Annotated in this window: 18 protein-coding genes and 2 pseudogenes; 8 read left to right on the top strand and 12 right to left on the bottom strand. The window is 71.6% G+C overall.

Features of this window, described 5'->3' with window-relative positions:
* Window position 1 precedes the first annotated feature (1 nt).
* A pseudogene (locus ABT254_RS13945) lies at window positions 2-1,465 on the top strand (membrane-associated oxidoreductase).
* Here ABT254_RS13945 and ABT254_RS13940 read toward each other — a convergent pair.
* Window positions 1,452-3,248 carry a bifunctional sugar phosphate isomerase/epimerase/4-hydroxyphenylpyruvate dioxygenase family protein gene (locus tag ABT254_RS13940; protein ID WP_351468332.1) on the bottom strand — a complete coding sequence of 599 codons (1,797 nt, stop codon included), beginning with the start codon at window positions 3,246-3,248 and terminating at the stop codon, window positions 1,452-1,454. The pseudogene ABT254_RS13945 and the gene ABT254_RS13940 overlap by 14 nt on opposite strands.
* A gap of 115 nt (window positions 3,249-3,363) precedes the next feature.
* Window positions 3,364-4,245: a shikimate dehydrogenase gene (locus tag ABT254_RS13935; RefSeq protein WP_351468329.1), complete on the bottom strand. Its 882-nt coding sequence runs from the start codon at window positions 4,243-4,245 to the stop codon at window positions 3,364-3,366.
* Between the two features lie 142 nt (window positions 4,246-4,387).
* Between ABT254_RS13935 and ABT254_RS13930 the strand changes: the two genes are divergently transcribed.
* Window positions 4,388-5,053, top strand: a complete 666-nt coding sequence (locus ABT254_RS13930) for a TetR/AcrR family transcriptional regulator (RefSeq protein ID WP_351468326.1) — start codon at window positions 4,388-4,390, stop codon at window positions 5,051-5,053.
* Between the two features lie 218 nt (window positions 5,054-5,271).
* Window positions 5,272-6,612, top strand: a complete 1,341-nt coding sequence (locus ABT254_RS13925) for an MFS transporter (RefSeq protein ID WP_351468323.1) — start codon at window positions 5,272-5,274, stop codon at window positions 6,610-6,612.
* A 379-nt stretch (window positions 6,613-6,991) separates the two neighbouring features.
* On the opposite strand, the gene ABT254_RS13920 is transcribed toward ABT254_RS13925, so the two are convergent.
* From ABT254_RS13920 to ABT254_RS13910, 3 genes are read right to left on the bottom strand one after another with little or no spacing between them, the layout of a single operon-like run.
* The gene (locus ABT254_RS13920; protein ID WP_351468321.1) at window positions 6,992-7,333 is read right to left on the bottom strand and encodes a VOC family protein; all 342 of its coding nucleotides are present in this window, start codon (window positions 7,331-7,333) and stop codon (window positions 6,992-6,994) included.
* A gap of 53 nt (window positions 7,334-7,386) precedes the next feature.
* On the bottom strand, window positions 7,387-7,821 hold the full coding sequence (locus ABT254_RS13915) for a VOC family protein (RefSeq protein WP_351468318.1): 435 nt from the start codon (window positions 7,819-7,821) through the stop codon (window positions 7,387-7,389).
* Window positions 7,822-7,872: 51 nt separating this feature from the next.
* Window positions 7,873-8,283: a VOC family protein gene (locus ABT254_RS13910; RefSeq protein WP_351469114.1), complete on the bottom strand. Its 411-nt coding sequence runs from the start codon at window positions 8,281-8,283 to the stop codon at window positions 7,873-7,875.
* A gap of 314 nt (window positions 8,284-8,597) precedes the next feature.
* Between ABT254_RS13910 and ABT254_RS13905 the strand changes: the two genes are divergently transcribed.
* Window positions 8,598-8,840, top strand: coding sequence for a hypothetical protein (locus tag ABT254_RS13905; protein ID WP_351468315.1), 243 nt, complete (start codon window positions 8,598-8,600; stop codon window positions 8,838-8,840).
* Window positions 8,841-8,921: 81 nt separating this feature from the next.
* Here the strand turns inward: ABT254_RS13905 and ABT254_RS13900 are convergent, their stop codons facing one another.
* Entirely contained in the window at window positions 8,922-9,359 is a 438-nt protein-coding gene (locus ABT254_RS13900) for a PPOX class F420-dependent oxidoreductase (protein WP_351468313.1), read from the bottom strand.
* 90 nt (window positions 9,360-9,449) lie between these two features.
* Here ABT254_RS13900 and ABT254_RS13895 point away from each other — a divergent pair, with 90 nt between their 5' ends.
* The 3 genes from ABT254_RS13895 (at window position 9,450) to ABT254_RS13885 (ending at window position 12,773) form a co-directional block, all read left to right on the top strand.
* Window positions 9,450-10,025, top strand: coding sequence for a TetR/AcrR family transcriptional regulator (locus ABT254_RS13895; RefSeq protein ID WP_351468310.1), 576 nt, complete (start codon window positions 9,450-9,452; stop codon window positions 10,023-10,025).
* Entirely contained in the window at window positions 10,022-11,395 is a 1,374-nt protein-coding gene (locus ABT254_RS13890) for an MFS transporter (RefSeq protein ID WP_351468307.1), read from the top strand. Before ABT254_RS13895 ends, ABT254_RS13890 begins: the two co-directional genes overlap by 4 nt.
* 148 nt (window positions 11,396-11,543) lie before the next feature.
* Entirely contained in the window at window positions 11,544-12,773 is a 1,230-nt protein-coding gene (locus ABT254_RS13885) for a serine hydrolase domain-containing protein (protein ID WP_351468304.1), read from the top strand.
* A gap of 70 nt (window positions 12,774-12,843) precedes the next feature.
* Here the strand turns inward: ABT254_RS13885 and ribA are convergent, their stop codons facing one another.
* Window positions 12,844-13,503: a GTP cyclohydrolase II gene (gene ribA / locus ABT254_RS13880; protein ID WP_351468301.1), complete on the bottom strand. Its 660-nt coding sequence runs from the start codon at window positions 13,501-13,503 to the stop codon at window positions 12,844-12,846.
* A gap of 38 nt (window positions 13,504-13,541) precedes the next feature.
* Between ribA and ABT254_RS13875 the strand changes: the two genes are divergently transcribed.
* The gene (locus tag ABT254_RS13875) at window positions 13,542-14,348 is read left to right on the top strand and encodes a creatininase family protein (RefSeq protein ID WP_351468298.1); all 807 of its coding nucleotides are present in this window, start codon (window positions 13,542-13,544) and stop codon (window positions 14,346-14,348) included.
* Window positions 14,349-14,503: 155 nt separating this feature from the next.
* Here ABT254_RS13875 and ABT254_RS13870 read toward each other — a convergent pair.
* The 5 genes and pseudogenes from ABT254_RS13870 to ABT254_RS13850 form a co-directional block, all read right to left on the bottom strand.
* Window positions 14,504-15,631: pseudogene (locus ABT254_RS13870) on the bottom strand (lysylphosphatidylglycerol synthase transmembrane domain-containing protein); the annotation flags it as partial.
* Entirely contained in the window at window positions 15,628-16,611 is a 984-nt protein-coding gene (locus ABT254_RS13865) for a class I SAM-dependent methyltransferase (protein WP_351468295.1), read from the bottom strand. The gene ABT254_RS13865 and the pseudogene ABT254_RS13870, both read right to left, overlap by 4 nt.
* Complete coding sequence (locus ABT254_RS13860) at window positions 16,608-17,768, bottom strand: glycosyltransferase family 4 protein (protein WP_351469111.1); 1,161 nt, start codon at window positions 17,766-17,768, stop codon at window positions 16,608-16,610. Before ABT254_RS13860 ends, ABT254_RS13865 begins: the two co-directional genes overlap by 4 nt.
* Before the next feature lie 47 nt (window positions 17,769-17,815).
* On the bottom strand, window positions 17,816-18,214 hold the full coding sequence (locus ABT254_RS13855) for a 6-carboxytetrahydropterin synthase (protein ID WP_115910305.1): 399 nt from the start codon (window positions 18,212-18,214) through the stop codon (window positions 17,816-17,818).
* A gap of 116 nt (window positions 18,215-18,330) precedes the next feature.
* A complete protein-coding gene (locus tag ABT254_RS13850; protein ID WP_351468292.1) occupies window positions 18,331-19,311 on the bottom strand; it encodes a zinc-dependent alcohol dehydrogenase in 981 nt (326 codons plus the stop codon).
* Window positions 19,312-19,353: the final 42 nt, after the last annotated feature.

Raw genomic sequence — 19,353 nt, 5'->3', positions numbered from 1 at the left:
TGTGGAGATCAACGATCTGACGCCGGCCGAGCAGCAGGTGTGGCGGGCGTTCTCGACGGGGGCGACGGTCGACTTCCGGGAGGGGGACGACGAGGACACGGCGGAGGGCGCGCAGTGGGGGCCCGAACGGAGCATCAGAGCAACGGTGTTGCGGGCTCTGCTCCTCAACGGCCCCCGAGTGCCGGGGGAAGTGGCCGCGCTCAAGGTCAAGGGGGCGCGGGTCACCGGCATCCTGGACCTGAGACACGCGACCGTCGACAGCATCGTCCATCTGAGCCACTGCCACTTCGCGGACGCCCCGGACCTCTCCGGCGCCCACCTGCCCTACCTGAACCTGCGTGACTCCGTGCTGCCGGGCCTGATGATCGCGCGGGCCCGCGTGGACGGCAGCGTCCGGCTGACCCGGTGCCGGTTCACGGGGGTCGTGCACCTGGGCGGATCGCACATCTCCGGGGTGCTGTTCCTCGAACGGGCCGAGTTCGCCGCCGTGCCGGAGACCGGGCCGGTCCTGAAGCTCAGCCACGTCACCATCGAGGACGACCTGTGCGCCCCCGGGCTGCGCACCCACGGCGAGATACGACTCGACGGCGCCGCCGTCGCCGGATCGGTCGACCTGAGCGACGCCCGGCTGCACCACCCCGGCAACGCCGTCCTCGACGCCCAGACCCTCGTCGTCGAAGGCGACCTCCTGATACGGCATGTGGAGGCAACAGGCTGGATCGGCCTGCGCGGCGCCCGCATCGCGGGCCGCTTCGACCTGTCGTACTCCCGCCTGTCGCACCCGGACGACTCGGCCCTGCGGGCGAGCAGCTGCACCATCGGCGAACTCTGGCTGCGCAAGGGCCCGCCCTTGCAAGGACGGCTCAACCTGCGCCGCGCCCAGGTGGACGTCCTGTTCCTGGAACCGGAGGTGGTGCCCGACGAGGTCTATCTGAGCAACCTCGTGTACACCACACTCACCCCCCACGAACCCGCCGAACGCCGCATCCCCATGCTCGAACGCGATGCCGAGGGCTATGTCCCCCACGCCTAAGAGCAGTTGGCCACCGCCTACCGCCGCGTCGGCGACGACCACGCCGCCCGCCTGGTCCAGCTCGCCAAGCAGCGCCGCCTGCGCTCCACCCGCGCCTGGTACGGCCGCCTCTGGGGCTATGTCCAGGACGCCACCGTCGGCTACGGCTTCCGCCCGCTGCGCGCCGCCGTATGGCTCCTGTCGCTCCTCGCCATCGGCTCGACCGCCTACGCCCTGCACCGCCCCCACGCCCTCAAGGCGTCGGAGGCCCCGCACTTCAACCCGGTCTTCTACACCCTCGACCTGCTGCTCCCGGTGATCTCCTTCGGCCAGGAGGACGCGTTCGCGCCGGACGGCGGATACCAGTACCTCGCCTACGCCCTGATCATCACCGGCTGGATCCTGGCCACGACGGTCGTCACCGGCGTGACCAGAACCGTCAGCCGCCAGTGAGCCGCCGCGCGGCATGCTGGGCGGCCAGGCGCACGGGCGCGTTCTGGGCGCCGTACCCCCGGTATCCGCCGTCACGCTGGACGAGCTCGAAGAAGACCCGGCCCACGGTCCGCGTGTAGCAGTGCCGGAACTCCCCGTACCGGTCCCGGTCGTAGAGGATCCCGAGCTCGCGATACGTCTCCAGCTCCCCCTCGGCGAACTCGAACCGGGCCGCCAGGTCGTCGTAGTAGTTCGCGGGCATCGCCAGCAGCAGCCCGCCCGCCTCGCGGAAGCGGCGCGCCGCGGCCACCACGTCGTCCGTCGCCAGCGCGATGTGCTGGGCGTGGACCGTGTCGTCGGCGGGCGCGGCGCCGACGGACAGGGCGATACGCACGCCGCCGTCGGCGGCGGTGACGGCACGGCTGCGCAACAGGCCGTACGGGTCGGCCACGTCCACGCTCTCCTGGGCGGACAGGCCGAGCACGCTGCGGTGGAAGAGGGTGGCCTCGTCGAAGTGGTGCCAGGGCTGGACGAGAGCGAGATGGTCGATGCGCCGCACGCCCAGGTCCTGCGGGGTGTGGTCGACATCCTCGAAGTCACCGCGCCAGTCGGGCAGTTCGGGCCGACCGGTCGCGCAGAAGAACAGCTCCGTGCCGTCCGGGGCCGCCACGGCGTCCAGCGGGGCGTCCTCGCTCGCCTGCCGGCGCGGCAGGACGGGCGCCAGCAGCGCCTCGGCGCGCCGCGCGGCGCCCGCCGGGTCCGGGGACTCCAGACCGATCGCGGCGAGCCCGGTGCCGTCCCGCCGGGCGGCGAGCCCGGTGTTGACGAGCACCCGGGCCTCCCCCGACTGCCACAGATCGACCGGTTTGCCGCGGTGCCGCGCGGTCCGGGAGAACCCCAGGGCCCCCAACACCTCGCTGACCGGCTCGGCATCGGGAGTGACCAGCTCGGCAAAGGCGACCCCCGTCGGGACCACGGGGGCGGGCAGCTCGGCCAGCCCCACCGCCTCCTGGAGGACCAGCAGGGACCGGTGTGCGTCCACGGCCGTCGGCCCGGCCTCGGCCTGCCGGAAGACGTCGTTGAAGACCTCGAGGGAGAGCGGCCCGGAATACCCCGTGCGCAGCACATGCCGCACGAGCCCGGCGACGTCGAAGCCGCCCTGGCCCGGGAAGCAGCGGTAGTGACGACTCCACTGCAGGACGTCCATCGCGAGCAGCGGAGCATCCGCGAGCTGCAGGAAGAAGATCTTCTCGCCGGGGATGTCCTCGATGCCCTTGGGATCGGCCCCGCGGGAAAGAATGTGAAAGCTGTCGAGACAGGTACCGAGCGCGGGATGGTCCGCGGTCTCGACGACGTGCCAGGCATGGTCGTACGTACTGACGTACCGCCCCCAGGCAAGCGCTTCGTAGGCGACACGGATGCCGAAGTCCTGTGCCAGGTCGGCGAGCCGGCTCAACTGCTCGGCCGCGAGGGCGTCGTCGTCGACGGCGAGCGGCGAGACGCTGGAGCAGACAAGTACCGTGTCCGCACCGAGCCGCCGCATGAGCTCGAACTTGTGCCGGGCCCGACGTAGATTGCGCGCGAACTCGTCCTCGGGTACGGCCTCGATGTCCCGCATCGGCTGATAGAGGTCGATGGTGAGCCCGAGGTCGGCACAGCGCGCCCGGATCTCTTCCGGGTTGAGGGGGCTGGCAAGCAGATCGTTCTCAAAGATCTCAACGCCGTCGAACCCGGCCCGTGAGGCAGCCGTGAGCTTCTCGGTCAGGGAGCCACTGAGCGAGACGGTGGCAATGGACGTATGCATGACCCTGCTCCTTCAAACTGCCGGTACTTGCAGCGCCCCTTCAGGGGCGCGGGGCTGTGTTCGACGTGCGGCTACCGCCGCGTGGGCGCGAGCAACCACAACGAACCCGCACCCGTCACACGGCCTCACCGACCGAGCTCCCCACAGCAAACTCCGCGAAGTCGACCAGCATCCGCCCACTGTCGGGCTCCCGGCCGGTGAACAACCGCAACGCGTCGGCAGCCTGGAAAACAGCCATCCCACCCCCATCCAAGGTGGCGCAGCCAACCGCCCGCGCGGCCCGCAGCAACTCCGTCTCCAACGGCCGATAGACAACCTCGGCAACCCACAGCCCCGGATGAAGCAGCTCCGCAGGGAACGGCAGCCCAGGGTGCGCGGCCATCCCGGTAGGCGTGGCGTGCACCACCCCGTCGGCCGAGCCGAGCAGCCGATCGAGCTGATCGGGAGTGCCGGCGGCCGCCCGGCCGGCACCGAAGTGCCGGTTCAGACCGTCGGCAAGATCCGCGGCCCGATCGGCCAACGCATCGACGACGGTGACTCGCTCGGCGCCCAGCGTGAGGGTGGCGTGCGCAACGGCCGCGCCCGCCCCACCGGCACCGAGCTGCACCACCCGCTCCAGCGAAGCGTCCGGCAGCCCCCGCGCGAACGAGGCCGCGAAACCGGTGACGTCCGTGTTGTGACCGATCGCGCGGCCGTCCTCGAAGACGACGGTGTTGACCGCCCCCAACGCCTCGGCCTGCGGAGCAAGCTCGTCCAGGTGCTCGATCACCAGCTGCTTGCACGGGTGCGTGATGTTCAGCCCGTGGAAGCCGAGGTCCCGGGCGGCCCGCACCAGGTCGCCGACGGCCTGCGGCGGCACGCCGAGGGTGTCGATGTCGATGAGCCGGTACAGATAGCGCAGGCCCTGCCGGTCCGCCTCCCGCTCGTGCAGCGCCGGGCTGAGCGACGGGCCGATGCCGGAACCGATCAGTCCGACGAGATACGAGTCCTTGGCCACGGGGCCTCCTGAGCCGAACGCTAATGTACGAACTAGTACGTTAGCTATATCAGCCCGGCAGTCGTCTGGGAAGACCTCGCCCGGCGCCACCCGGCCCGCCTTCTAGAATCTGCGGCACTGGCCGTACTCCCGAAGGAACCCGATGACCAGCGTCGACGAACCGGCACGACCCAACGGGCGGATCCGCGACGCCGCCCGCACCCAGGCCGAGATCCTCGACGTGGCGACCCAGGAGTTCGCGCGGGCGGGTTACGACGGCGCCCGGGTCGACGAGATCGCCGCCCGCACCCGCACCACCAAGCGGATGATCTACTACTACTTCGGCGGCAAGGAACAGCTGTTCACGGCCGTCCTGGAGCGGGCGTACGGCGTGATCCGGGAGGCCGAGCAGAAGCTGGACGTGGAGCACCTGGACCCGGTCGCGGCCATCCGGCGCCTGGCCGAGCTGACGTTCGACCACCACGAGCAGCACCCGGACTTCATCCGCCTGGTCAGCATCGAGAACATCCACGGCGCCGAGCACATCGCCGCCTCCGAGAAGCTGGGCAGGATCGGCTCCCCCGCGCTCGACGTGATCCGCCGCATCCTGGCCGCCGGGCAGGAGTCGGGCCTGTTCACGGCCGATGTCGACGCGGTCGACCTGCACGCGATGATCAGTTCCTTCTGCTTCTTCCGGGTCTCCAACCGGCACACGTTCGGCGCCCTGTTCGGCCGCGACCTGGTCGACCCGGCCCAGCGCGAGCACTACCGCACGATGCTGGGCGACATGGTGATCGCCTACCTGACGGCGGACCGCGCGGCGGACTGATCACGCCGGTCACGCGCACAGCGGCAAGATCCTTCGGCACCACCCCTTGACACCCGGGAAACGTGGGCGCAACATCCGTAGCCAACCCGCTACTAACTATCCAGTGGGTTAATTAGTCGGGTAGCACCCGTCGCGGCCGTCCCGCCACCCCAGGGATCCGGCACTTCTCCCCCGCCGCTCACTCCGCATACGTTGGAGTTCCCTCGAAGGAGCAAGCCGTGTCCGTCCCCGCCGAAGCCGTCGGGCAGCCGAAAAAGGCGGCCGCCGCCGCCTGGATCGGCAGCGCCCTCGAGTACTACGACTTCTTCATCTACGGCAGCGCGGCCGCGCTGATCTTCCCGAAGGTCTTCTTCGACGAGTCCGACCCGGCCACCGCGACCCTGCTGTCCCTGGCCACGTTCGGTGTCGCGTACGCGGCCCGCCCGATCGGCGCGCTCTTCCTCGGCCACTTCGGTGACCGTGTCGGCCGTAAGAAGATCATGGTCTTCACGCTGATCCTGATGGGCCTGTCGACCTTCCTCATCGGCTGTCTGCCCACCCGCGCCCAGGTCGGCACGCTCGCCCCGGTCCTGCTGGTCGCCTGCCGCGTCCTGCAGGGCATCTCGGCGGCGGGCGAGCAGGCCAGCGCGAACTCGATGACCCTGGAACACGCGCCGCCGAACAGGCGCGGCTTCTTCACCAGCTTCACCCTCAGCGGCACACAGGGCGGCCAGCTCATCGCCACCCTGGTCTTCATCCCGGTGGCCGCGCTCCCGGAGGACCAGCTGCTGGCGTGGGGCTGGCGGGTTCCGTTCTGGGCGAGCATCGTGGTCGCCGTCGCCGGCTACGTCATCCGCCGCAAGCTCCAGGAGACGCCGGCCTTCGCGAAGCAGGCGGCCGGCGAGGGTGTCGTGAAGCTGCCGCTTGCGGTGCTGCTGCGCGAGCACTGGGTGGACGTGCTGCGGGTGATCGGCGGCGCGATCATCGCCTCGGTCTCCACGATCTTCACGGTCTGGGCCCTCGCCTACGCCACCAGCGACTCCGTCGGCATGTCCCGCTCCTCCATGCTGTGGGTGGGCGCGCTCGCCAACCTGGTGGCTCTCGCCGCGATCCCCCTGTGGGCCACCCTCTCGGACCGCATCGGCCGCCGACCCGTGTTCCTGATCGGCGCGGCGGGCAGCGCGCTCGCCATGTTCGGCTACCTGTGGGCGATCTCCACGGGCAACTACCCCCTGACCCTGGTCCTGGGCATCGTCGCCTTCGGCATCGTCTACAGCGCCGCGAACGGCGTCTGGCCCTCCTTCTACGGCGAGATGTTCTCCACCCGGGTGCGCCTGTCCGGCATGGCGATCGGCACCCAGCTCGGCTTCGCCGTGGCCGGCTTCGCGGTCACGTTCGCCGCGCAGATCGCGGGCCCCGACGGCAACGACTGGTCCTCGGTCGCCCTGTTCACCGCGGCCCTCTGCGTCCCGCCGGTCATCACCGGCCTCTCGGCCCGCGAGACCCACAAGACCCCGACGGAGCACCTCGGCGGGCGAACCGCCGAAGGCGCGTCACAGCCCGAGACGGTCACCGCCTGACGCCCCCCACACACCCCCGGGCCCCGGCCACCACCCTGGCTCCGGCACCCGGGGGTTCCACCCTGCCCACCCCACGCTCCCGGCCACTTCGGCCATCCCCCCGGGGGCGTGACTCCCCCCGCCGGGCCCGCGCGAACGCCACCGCGCAGGTCTTCCGCCCCGGGTCAGGGCCGGCCGAGCTGTCGGCCTCCGCCGGGACGTGTGCCGCCAGGGAGGCGACCTCTTCCGCCATTGCCTCCGGCCTCTCGGGGATCCACCGTCGGCCGCAGATCTCGTACGCGCCGGGCCATGGCAGCAGCGCGGCTACGGGGCCGGAGGTCGGCCTTCCGGCCATGCTCTCAGGGCACATCGCTCCGCGGCCGCGAGGCTGTCCGGGGCCCTAGGCTCGCGGGTGCCGCGGCTCGTAGAGGCCGACCTCGCCGCCGCCCGGTAGCCGGAAGCCGGTCACCCGGCCCCAGCGGGCCTCCTCCAGGGGCCGCGTGAACTTCACGCCCCTCTCGGTGAGTTCGGCCGTCGTCGCGTCGAGGTCGTCGCACATCAGCATCAGTTCGTGCGACGGCTCGCCCTCGGCCGGGTGGAAGGCGACCTCGGCGGGCGGCGCCCTGAAGATGAGCCAGCCGTGCCCGGCGTCGACGTGCGCCCAGCCGAGAATGTCCCGGAAGAAGGCCCGGTCCGCCTCGGCGTCGCGGGTGTAGATCACCACATGTGCACCATTGATCACGCGCGGAGGCTAGGTCCCCGGCCCGGGGCAGGGCAAGGGCGGCGCGCGGTCGGTCATGCGGGGGCCGCGGCCACGCAGAACTCGTTGCCCTCCGGGTCGGCCATGACGATGTGGTGTCCGTCGAACTCCGCCAGGACACTCCCGCCCGCCTTCACCAAGCGCTCGGACTCGGCCAGGATGCGGGCCCACCGCTCGTCGGGACTGCCGCCTCCCGGCACCCGGACGTCGATGTGGAGGCGGTTCTTCGCCGTCTTGGGCTCGGGTACCCCGAGGATGGACAGCCGGGGACCCACGCCATCGGGATCGCAGAGCCACGCACCGTCGTCCACCGATTCGTCGTCCGGCAGGTCGAACTGAGCGAGCCACTCCTCGCGGGTGATGAAGGGTGCGGGCGGCGGCTCGTCGACATAGCCGAGCGCCGTCCTCCAGAACCCGGCGAGGAGCTGTGCGTCCGCGCAGTCGAGCGTGAGATCGAAGGTGGCTGCCATGCAAGGACCGTACTGCGCACCACTGACAGAGGGACCGCGGCCGGAGCCTGATCAGGCGTTCGACCAGCCCCGCTCGCACAGCACCAGCCGGTAGCCGTCCGGGTCCTCGATCGTGACGCCCCACTGGTTCCAGTACGGATTGGGCGACGGCACCCGCTTGCCGCCGTGCTCCTCCAGCCGGTCCACCAGGTCTTCGGGCACCGGCCCGTCGACGTAGACGACGAGGAGGTCCTCCTCCGTGGGCTGCGGCTCGACGGGCCGCGCGGGTTCATGGACGAGTTCCAGATGCCAGCCCGCGTCCGGCCAACCGAGCATCAGCAGGTCGTGCTCGCCGGGTTCGGAACCGCCCTCGGCCCGCCACACCACACTCAGCCCGAGCCCCTGCGCCCAGAACCGCTCGGCGGCGGCGAGGTCCCGGGACGGGCGGGCGATACGGATGTGGCTGCGGTTGTCGACCGGCATCATGACCTCTTCCTGAGCTGCGGCATCCTTGCTCGCAGCCTAGTCAGTCCGTGATCTCGGAACCATCGGTCGTCCGCCCTGCACCCAGGGACTTAGGTCTCCACCCGCCCACTTGGGTCGGCCGCCGTGCGAAAGGCGCTGTTGAGGCATGGCGCGCACTGCGGTAATCATGAGGGACCTCCGCGCGCTCCGGCCGGTTTCAGGGGCGGCCGGAGTGCGCGGACCGACGTTGACACCTGGCGGACTCCATGTTCAGGACCTTCAGAGCCTTTTGACGGTCCGTGAAGAACTGCGGGGCGTGGGCAGGCAGGGCGGTGCGGTCCAGAGCCGGCACCTGGGGCACGTACGCCTGCGGCGAACTGCGCCCAGACCTGTGCCAGTTGAGGATCGCCCTGTTCGCGTTCGTGCACCAGGCGGGCCACGTCGTCGAGCCGGCCGGGGGTGGTGGGAGCCGTCACCTCGCCCACCGCGCCGATGGCGCCCAGCGAAACCGGATCCACCAGGCCGCGCTCTCCCCGTCTCCCGTTCTCCGCCGCTCGGCCTGTCCCTCGCGGTGATCAACCCTGGCCGCAGCGGGCGAACATGACAGGGCATCACCCGGCACGGGATCGCGAACCGCCGGGCGGGCTCGTGCGCTTTCAGCCCCGGTTGGCGCCCTTGGGAATGCCGTAAGTCCGCTCCACCTTCAGCCGCACCACCAGGCGTCGGTCGCGGACCATCGCGGCACGGTAGTCGTCCCAGTCCGGGTGCTCGCCCAGGACGTCGCGGTACAGGCGGATCAGCTCCTCCACCGTCTCGTCGTGCGGGTCCTTCGCGACGGGCGTGAGCTCGGCGGTGCCCTCGACGACGGTGTAGGCGCGGCGGTCGGGGGTGGACACGTGGTACGACGCCCGCGCGTCCCGGCGCAGATTGCGGGTCTTGGCCCGGTCGTCGGTGACGGAGATCCGGACGATGCCCTCGTCCGGGTAGTAGTGGTGGCTGACGTTCGACAGCTGGGGCCGGCCGTCGCGCTTGAGGGTGACCAGTACGCCGCCGCGCTCGTCGGAGAGCAGCTCGAGCAGTGTGTCGTGAGTCATACCCCGATCAACCAGCGGGACCGATCTACGCATTCCCCATCACCCATCCCAGAGTAGACACTGTCTACGTCCGGCTGGTAGACAGTGTCTATGGATGCGTCGGAGAGTGGACTACGGGACCGGCTGGTCGATGTCGGCGTGGATCTGGTCGCAAGCGAAGGTGCGCAGGCGCTGACCCTGCGGGAGATCGCGCGCCGGGCGGGCGTCTCGCACGGCGCGCCCCGCCGCTACTTCCCCACCCACCTGGAGCTGCTGTCCGCCATCGCTCGCCGAGGCTTCGCCGAACTGGCCGGGCGGGCCTCGGCTGCGACCGGCGACGGCACGGCACCCCCACGCGAGCAGCTGGCGGCCCTGGGACGGGCCTACCTGGAGTTCGCCCTCGACAGCCGCGGCATGTACGAGTTGATGTTCCGTCATGATCTGCTGGCGAGCGGCCACTTGGGGCTGCGTGACACCAGCCTGCCGCTGTTCGGGCGTCTGGTGGAGCTGGTCGGGCGGATCCGGCCCGATGCGGACGCCCGGGTCGTCGCGGGCGCGCTGTGGGCGAACCTGCACGGCATCGCCCAGCTGTGGGGCTGGGGCAGCCTCCAACTCGCCACGGGCACCGACGACTTCGCACCTCTGCTGCGGTCGGCCCTGGATGCGCACCTGGGCGACGGCGCATGAGCGGGCACCGCGCGCTGACACTGGCGTGCAGCGTGGTCGGGGCGGTGATCGTCACCCTGGACGGCACGGTCCTCACCGTCGCGCAGCCCACCCTGCAACGCGACCTGGGCGCGTCCTTCGCACAGGTCCAGTGGACCAGCACCGGCTATCTCATCGCGGTGGCGGGCCTGCTGGTGTTCTCCGGGCGCCTCGGCGACCGGTACGGGCATCAACGTCTCTTCGCCCTGGGAATGCTGGGCTTCGGGGCGACGTCGGCGGGCATCGGTCTGGCACCCGGGGTCGGCTGGGTGATCGGCCTGCGGGTCCTGCAAGGTGTGTTCGGGGCGCTGCTGCAACCCGCCACACTGGGGATGCTGCGGGCCGCGTTCCCGCCGGACCGGCTGCGGATGCCGATCGCCGTGCGGACCGGCGCGATCGGGGTGGCGGCCGCGGCGGGGCCCGTGCTGGGCGGAGCGCTGGTGGCCGGGCCGGGCTGGCGGGCGGTGTTCTTCGTCAACGTCGTACCGGCACTCGTCTTCGGCCTGCTCGGGCTGACACTGCGCGGTGCGCGTCCCCGGCAGTCCTCCGTCCGCCTGGACGTGCCCGGCGCGGTCCTGCTCGCGGTGACCCTGGCCTGTCTGGTCCACGCCCTGGTCGCGCTGCCGGACGGCGGATGGACGACGGGGAGCGCGCTCGGGCTGGTGTCGGCCGTGGTCGCGGGTGTCGCCTTCGTACGGCATGAGCGGCGGACCGCGAGCCCTCTGGTGCCGCCGGACATCGCGGGCTCGGCGGCCGTCGGTTCCGCGCTCGGCATCCTGGTCGCCGCGTCTGCCGCCCTGAACGGCACCCTTTTCGTCGCCACCTTCCTGCTCCAGGACACGCTCGGTCTCGACCCGGTGCACATGGCCCTGCTCAGCCTGCCCCTCGCGGCACTGATGATCGTCGCCGCGCCGGGGTGCGCCGTGCTGCTGCGCCGGGCCGGGGCCCGCCGTACGGCCATGACCGCGATGGCCGTCCTGGCCGCCGGGATCCTGATGCTGGACCGGGCCTCGGGCACGGTCGGCTTCTGCACCGGGTTCGCGCTGGTGGGGGCGGGGTTCGGCACGGTGATGGTGGCGGCCACCCATGTCGTCGTACGCCAGGCCGCCGTCGGGTCGGCCGGGGTGGCGGGCGGCTTGCAGCAGACCGCGATGAACGTCGGCCCGGTGCTGGGCGTGGCCGCAGCGACGACGCTGCTGGGGCTCGGCCACGGGCATGGGCTGCCGCTGGTCGTCCTCGCCGTGGTGGCCATGGCGGGGGCGGTGGCGGGCCGCGCGCTGCCGGAACGTTCCACCGAAACGATCAATCATGGTCAACAGGGGGCCATCACCGGTGTTCCTGAGCGACGATGAGACCAGGCAGAACAGGCAAGGTCCGCTGCGGCTCCGCGCCCCTGTAGGGGCGCGGGGAACTGCGCGACCAGCCACGATGGTGCCGCAGAGGGCAGACGGTCTGTCGCGGCACTCACAGCAGAGCGCACAGCGCGCCCGGAGGAGAGCAATGGCACAGCTGCGACAAGAGGTCGACCCGGGTGAGGCCGGGCTGGACGCCAAGGCGCTGGACCGCCTCGACCAGCACTTCGCCCACTACGTCGACGAGGGACGCCTGCCCGGCTACCTGGTGGCCGTGGCCCGCGGCGGACGCGTCGCCCACCTCACCACCCACGGCCTGCGCGACATCGCGGCGGGGCTGCCCGTCGAGGCGGACACCCTGTGGCGGATCTACTCCATGACCAAACCGGTCACCTCGGTCGCCGCGCTGATACTGGTGGAGCAGGGCCGTCTGTCGCTCGACGACCCGGTCGCCCGCCACCTCCCGGCCTTCGCCGACCCCCAGGTCTACGAGAGCGGATCCGGCTCCGAGGTCCGGACCCGCCCGGCCGCCCAGGCCCCGTTGATCCGGCATCTGTTGACCCACACCGCGGGTCTGACCTTCGCCTTCTACCACCAGCACCCCGTCGACGCCCTCTACCGCGAGGCGGGCCTCGATTCGGCCGTACTGCCGGGCTCGGACCTGGCCGGGACCGTCGAGGCGTACGCGCGCCTGCCACTGCAGTTCGAGCCGGGCACCGAGTGGAACTACTCGGTCGCCACCAATGTGCTCGGCAGGGTGATCGAGGTCGTGTCCGGGCAGCCGCTCGACGTCTTCTTCGCCGAGCGCGTCCTCGGCCCGCTCGGCATGACCGACGCCGGGTTCTGCGTCACCGACGAACAGGCGCCGAGGCTCTCCGAGTTGTACGGCGAGACCGACACCGGCGGCATCGAGCCGATCGCCGGGCTGCCGCTGCGCGGGCGGCCCCGCTTCCTGTCCGGCAGCGGCGGGCTGGTGGCCTCCGCGTACGACGTGCACCGCTTCATGGAGCTGCTGCGCCGCCGCGGCGAGCTCGACGGCGTCCGCCTCCTGTCCCCCGAGACGGTGGGCCTGATGACCAGCAACCAGCTGCCCGGCGGAGCCGACCTGCGCGCCTTCGGCAGCCGCCCGGCCCACGACGAGCCCGGCAACGACGGCGTGGGCTTCGGCCTCGGCGTCTCCGTCGTCATCGACCCCGACCGCACCCAGGCGCCTTCCGGCCCGGGCACGTTCGGCTGGAGCGGGGTGGCGACGACGACCTTCTGGGTGGACCCCAGCCGCGATCTGACCGTGCAGTTCATGACACAGGTCCGGCCGAAGTCGTCACTCAGGCTCTTCCCGGACCTCAAGCGGCTGGTCCACGAGGCGGTCGCGGACTGACCGCTCCCCGGGGGCGCGGACGGATCACCTCGCCGACGAGCGGGGTCGGCGAGGTGGTGCACGATCCTGCTCAGGACAGGTGGGCCACCGCGTCCAGATGCGGCAGGACGTGGTCGAGCCGCTCCCGCTTGGTGCGCAGATAGGTGATGTTGCTCTCGCACGGCGGGATCAGCAGCGGGACGGTCTCCGCCACCTCGATGCCGTGCCGCACCAACGCCTCCTGCTTGCGCGGGTTGTTGGACATCAGGCGCACCGAGTTCACGCCCAGGTCCTGAAGGATCTTGGCGGCGACGCCGTAGTCGCGGGCGTCCACCGGCAGCCCCAGCGCGAGGTTCGCCTCGACGGTGTCCAGGCCCTCCGCCTGCAGCGCCATCGCCCGCAGCTTGGCGAGCAGACCGATGCCGCGGCCCTCGTGGCCCCTCAAGTAGACGACTATGCCGCTGCCTTCGGCGACGACGGCCTTCAGCGCGGATTCGAGCTGGTCGCCGCATTCGCAGTGCTGGGAGCCGAACGCGTCGCCGGTCAGGCACTCGGAATGCAGCCGGGTGAGAACGCCGTCCGTGCCGATGTCACCGTGGACCAGGGCCACTTGCTCGTCGCCGCGATCGTGATCCATGTACCCCACTGCCCGGAATTGCCCGTACACCGTGGGCAGCGGGGCATTCACAATCCGTTCCACGCCCGTGCGCTGTGGGGACTTCTTGCCGAGGACGCCGATTTTATCTGTCATGATCTGATTCCTAAGCAGAGACGAAAGGCCGTGAAGAAATGAGTGGTTCGGGCGCGGGTACGGCGGCATACGGGCTGGTGCCGGCGGACACTACGGAAGAGGTACGGACCAGGGCGGCGGGTGTCTCAACGCAGGTCGCGGTCCTTCCGGTCGGGAGCTTCGAGCAGCACGGTCCGTTCCTTCCGCTGGCGACCGACACGCTCGTCGCCTGTGCCGTGGCCCGGGAGATCGCGGCGGCGTATCCGGTGCACCTGCTTCCGCCGGTGACGATCTCCTGCTCGCACGAGCATGCGGCCTGGCCCGGGACCGTCAGCATCTCCTCCGTGACCCTTCACGCGGTGGTATGTGACATCGCCCAGTCGCTGCGCCGCTCCGGCGTCGACGTCCTGGTGGTGGTCAACGGGCACGGCGGAAACTACGTACTGGGCAACGTCGTTCAGGAATCCTCCGCCCGCGGCGAGCGCATGGCACTGTTCCCGGCCGCGGAGGACTGGGAAGCGGCGCGGCAGCGGGCGGGGGTGACCACCTCGCTGCTGACCGACATGCACGCGGGAGAAATCGAGACCTCCATCCTTCTGCACGCTCACCCGGAATTGCTCCGCCCCGGTTATGAGACCTCCGATTTCGTCGCGGACGACCGGCGTCATCTGCTCACCCTCGGGATGTCCGGCTATACCGACTCGGGCGTCATCGGACGCCCTTCGCTCGGTTCCGCGGAAAAGGGGAAGGAACTGCTCGCAGCCCTGGCGGATTCCTTCGGAGCGTATTTCTCACTCCTCACCTCGGCGGACGATTCCGGCGCGGAAACCCGGGAAACGGGGGAAGCCGGCAGCGCGCGCGGATAGTTGGATTCGCGGGCGGGTTCCGGGGCTGCCGCGGCGGCCGCTGCGGAGCCTGCCCGCAGGCCCGTGTACCAGCGGGCGACGAGGACGGCGAGGCCGGGCAGGGCCGCCACGAAGCTGAGCACCCCGTACACCACGGAGACGGCCACACCGCTGCTCGCGCCCAGTCCGGCCGCTCCGAACGCCCAGGCGGCGACGCCCTCGCGGGGGCCGAAGCCGCCGACGTTCAGCGGCAGGCCCATCGCGATCAGCGCGAGGACCGCGAGCGGCAGCAGCGCGGCGACCGAGGCGCCGGAGCCGGCGACCCGCGCGGCCAGCACGAACATCGCGATGTGGCCGGCCAGGATCAGCACTGACGAGACGACTACACCCGGCCAGTTGCGGCGCGACAGCAGCCCCTCGCGCGCCTCGGCGAGCGTCGCGCGCAGCGCCCGCCCGCGGCGGGAGGGCGCCCGGTTCATCCGCAGCGCCACCATGACGGCGAGCGCGCCCACCACCGCGAGGCCGACCAGCGGCGCGAAGTGGCGGGTCTCCGCGAGCACGGGGGACGGCATCGTCAGCAGCACGGCCCCGCCGACGACGGTCAGCGCGACCTGCCCGGCGACCCGTTCGAGGACCACCGAGCGCACGCCGCGGCCCATGTCACCGGCGCTCTGCCCGTGCCGTACCGCCCGGTGCACATCGCCGAGGACACCGCCGGGCAGGGCCGCGTTCAGGAACAGTGCCCGGTAGTAGTCGGCGACGGCCTCCCCGAGCGGCAGCCGGATCTTCAGGCCCCGGGCCACCAGGGCCCAGCGCCAGGCGCTGAGCACGGTGGTGGCCACACCGATCAGGAGGGCCAGCACCAGCGTCGTCGTGTCGATCCGCCGCAGCCCGTCCAGCAGCACGCCAGTACCTAGGCGCCACAGCAGCGCCCCGAGGATGACGGCACCGGCGACCGTACCGAAGTGGGTCCGTACGGCACGGGAGTTGAGACGGGACACCAGGGCACGCCACCGGGGCGTCCGCGCGGCGGCCGACTCGGGCCGGGCCGCGGAGACGATCACGCCGATACGTGCCTCGGAGACGGCGGGACCCACGGGTGCGGCGGACGCGAGTACATCCACCCGCGTCCGCAGCGCCGCATCCCGGGCGGCGAGGCAGGGCGCGCCGTCCGCCCATACCTCGACCGCGACGGAGGCGGCACCGCCGGCCGCACCCGCCGCCGCTGCCGGGCGGACGGCGCATTCGGTTCGCGTCTCCAGGCCGGCTCGCACCACGTGTGCCCGTACCGTCTCGATGCTCATGCCGCGCCGCCCGTCGGCCGCGACAGTGCCAGCAGGTCGCTGTGGTGGACCACGACGTGGAGTTCGCCCGCCTCGCAGGCGGCCAGGCGGTCGCGCAGATACCGTTCTGCACGGGCCTTCAGCTCGGGGCGTTCCTCCACGGCCGCGCCCACCCAGCCGCGCAGCCACTGGGCCGTCAGCGCGGCCTCGTCGGGGCCGAGGCGCCAGGGGCTGGGGTTGACCCGTACCGTCGCGCCGCGTTCCGAGAAGGCCTCGCAGGCCACCGTGATCGCGTCCGGGCCGAGCAGGTCGCCACGGCGCTGGTGCGCGTTGAACGCCTCGGTGATCTCCTCGTCCATCGGGTCGGACGGGGTGAGTTCGACGCGTCCGGCCACCGAGAGCGTCAGCAGGGCGGGGCAGCCGGCCCCGGTGCAGGCGGCGGCGAGGGTCTCGATCTCCTCGCGGGTGAGGACGTCGAGGAGGGCGGAGGCCGTCACCAGCGAGGCGCCGGCGAGTGCGTCCGGGGTGAGCCGGGCGACGTCGCCGCGGCGTGTCTCCACGGTGACCCTGCTGCCGTCGGCGGCGGAGCGCGGGGAGGCGACGGCCGCGAAGTGCAGCAGGTACGGGTCGCGGTCGTGCAGGACCCAGTGCTGGGCGCCGTCCAGACGGGGTGCGAGCCAGCGGCCCATCGAGCCGGTGCCGCAGCCCAGGTCGTGGATGACCAGCCCGGCCTTGCCCGGCAGATTGGCCAGCCGGATCCGCAGCGGGTCGAGCAGGTCGTGCGCCCGTCCGGCGGCGTCGGCGGGTTCGCGCAGCTCCAGCCACTCGGGCGCGTAGCGAGGCGGCTCCTCGGGCCCGGTGTCCCGTAGCCGCACGGTGGCGCGCTCGCCGGGGCGCGGGGCGGGGCCGGCGCCGGGGATCACGGAGTCATCCGTCTCGGAGTCGCCCCGCGGTCCGGGCTGCGCCGGAATCTTCTCGCTGATCTGTGCCGTCCTGTTCATGCCGCCCTCCTGGGCTCGCTCGGCAGCCGGCCCAGTACTCCGGCAAGGCTTCGGGCCGTGGTCGCCCATCCGTCCAGGGCGGCCCGCCGGCCCCGGGCGGCGGCCTTCAGCCGGCGCCGTACGTCGGCCTCGCCGAACCAGCCGCGCAGTTCGGCGGCGAGGGCGGCGGGGTCCTCCGGCGGCACGAGGATGCCGGGGACACCGCCGTCGGGCGCGCGTCCCACCGCCTCGGGGAGACCGCCGACATCCGTGGCCAGCACGGGGATGCCGCGCGCGAGGGCCTCCGTCACCGCCATGCCGTACGTCTCCGCGTACGAGGTGAGGACCATGAGGTCGGCGGCGTTGTAGCTGGCGTCGAGCTCGGCACCGGCCTGCGGGCCGGCAAGGTGGATGCGGTCCTCCAGACCGTGCTCCTTGATCAGCAGCCGCAGATGGGCGACGTACTCGGGGTCGTGCCCGAGTCCTCCGACGCACACACAGCTCCACGGCAGGTCGGCTGCCGCGGCCAGCGCCTGCACCAGCCGGTGCTGCCCCTTGCGCGGGGTCACCGACGCCACGCACAGCAGCCGGGAGACGCCGTCGGTGCCGGAGGCGAGAGGCGCGATGTCGGCGCCGGGGGCGGCGACGTGCACCCGCTCGGGGGCGAGGCCGTGGTGGGCGACGAGGCGGCGGACCGCCCAGTCGCTGGTGGCGATCACGGCGGGCACGGCCCGCAGCACGTCACGCTCCTTGGCGTCCAACTCGGCGGCCACGGCGGGCTCCAGGCCCCGCTCGTCGCCGAGCGGAAGGTGCACGAGGACCGCGAGGTTCAGCCGCTCCGTCTCCGGTACGACGATCTCGGGCACCCCACAGGCGACGATCCCGTCCAGCAGGACGACCGTCCCGTCCGGCAACTCCCGCAGGGTCCGCGCGAGTTCCGCACGGGCCGCCGCCCCCGGCCGGGGCCACTCGCCCGCCACGGCGTGCTTGTGCACCTGCCAGCCGAAGCCGGGCAGGTCCAGGCTGACGCGCCGGTCATAGGCGTTGCCGCCGCTCGGCGCGGCCGGGTCGTCGACGCCGCCCGGCATGACGAAGTGCACGGAGCGCAGGGACATGGGGATGATCTCGGCGTTCTTCAGGGCGGAGTGCTGCACGGGCACATAGCTGAGCGAGGGCATCTCCGCCTCCCCCGGCGCGTTCTCCACCTTCTCCAAGGTCACGTCGGTCACAGGGCACGCTCGTAACTCGCCCAGGCGATGTGCGACTCGTGCAGGGTCACCGAGATGCCCGCGATGCCCTTGGCGCCCTCGCCCAGCGCGCCCTTCTCGATCCGCTCGGCGAGCCGGTCGGCGATGACCTTGGCCAGGAACTCCGTGGAGGTGTTGACGCCGGCGAACTCGGGCTCGTTGTCGAGGTTGCGGTAGTTCAGCTCGCTGACGACGGCACCGAGTTCCTGGGTGGCGAGTCCGATGTCGACGACGATGTTGTCGTCGTCCAGCTGCTCGCGCCGGAACGTGGCGTCCACCAGGAACGTCGCTCCGTGCAGGCGCTGCGCGGGTCCGAAGACCTCGCCGCGGAAGCTGTGGGCGATCATGATGTGATCGCGGACGGTGACACTGAACAACGGACGACCCTCCAGGTGCGGCGCGTCTGGTCCTCCGGCCGTTGACCGCCGGAGGATGCCGTGTAGTACGGCTCTTCGCTTCCCCCCGTTCAGCCGAGTCTCACTCTTTTCTCAGGTCAGGCCGTTTCGGGGTACCTCACACGGTGACACAGGGCGGGAATCTCGCCGTCCGCCAGCCGGGGCATCACCTCCGGGAGCTCCTCGAACGCGCTTTCCCCTGTGATGAGTGCGTCGAGTGCCGGGTCGGCGAGCAGGTCGAGGGCGAGGGCGAGCCGGTCGGCGTAGCTGCGGTTCGCGCGGGCCGGGGAGACGGTGCCGACCTGGCTGCTGCGGATCGTCAGCCGCCGTGAGTGGAAGGCCTCGCCGAGCGGGAGGCTCACCTTCCGGTCGCCGTACCAGCTCAGTTCGACGACGGTGCCTTCGGCGGCCAGGAGTTCCAGGGCCCGTGCGAGGCCCTGTTCGGTGGCACTGGCGTGCACGACGAGGTCCCTTTCCCCGAGCGCGTCCTCGGGCAGCGCGAAGTCGACTCCGAGGGCCTCGGCGGTCTTGGCGCGGGCCGGGTCGGCGTCGACGAGTTGCACGCGTACGCCCGGGAAGCGGGCCAGCAGGGCGGCCACCGAGCAGCCGACCATGCCGCCGCCGACCACCGCGATCCGGTCGCCGACCAGCGGCGCGGCATCCCACAGGGCGTTCACTGCGGTCTCCACGGTCCCGGCGAGGACGGCCCGCTCGGCAGGAACGGTGTCCGGCACGACCGTAACGGCCGAGACCGGCACCACATACCGCGTCTGGTGCGGATACAGACAGAAAACCGTACGCCCGACCAGCTCCTCGGGCCCCTCCTCCACCCTGCCGACACTGAGGTAGCCATACTTCACGGGTGCGGGGAACTCGCCTTCCTGGAACGGCGCTCGCATGGCCGCGTGCTGACTCTCCGGAACGCCGCCGCGGAAGACGAGGGTCTCCGTGCCGCGGCTGACACCGGAGTAGAGCGAGCGCACCAGCACCTCGCCCTCCTCGGGTTCGGGCAGGTCGACGCTCCGGATCTCACCGAGACCCGGACGACTCAGCCAGAACGCGCGTGCGATGCGGTTCATCCGGCCTCCTCCTGAACGATCGGGAAGTTGTTCACGTACCGA

Origin of the sequence: Streptomyces sp. NPDC001137, from assembly GCF_040298885.1 — a bacterium.
Classification (GTDB): domain Bacteria; phylum Actinomycetota; class Actinomycetes; order Streptomycetales; family Streptomycetaceae; genus Streptomyces.
Note: the sequence above shows the minus strand (reverse complement) of the source record. Positions and strands in the feature narration are given on the sequence as shown.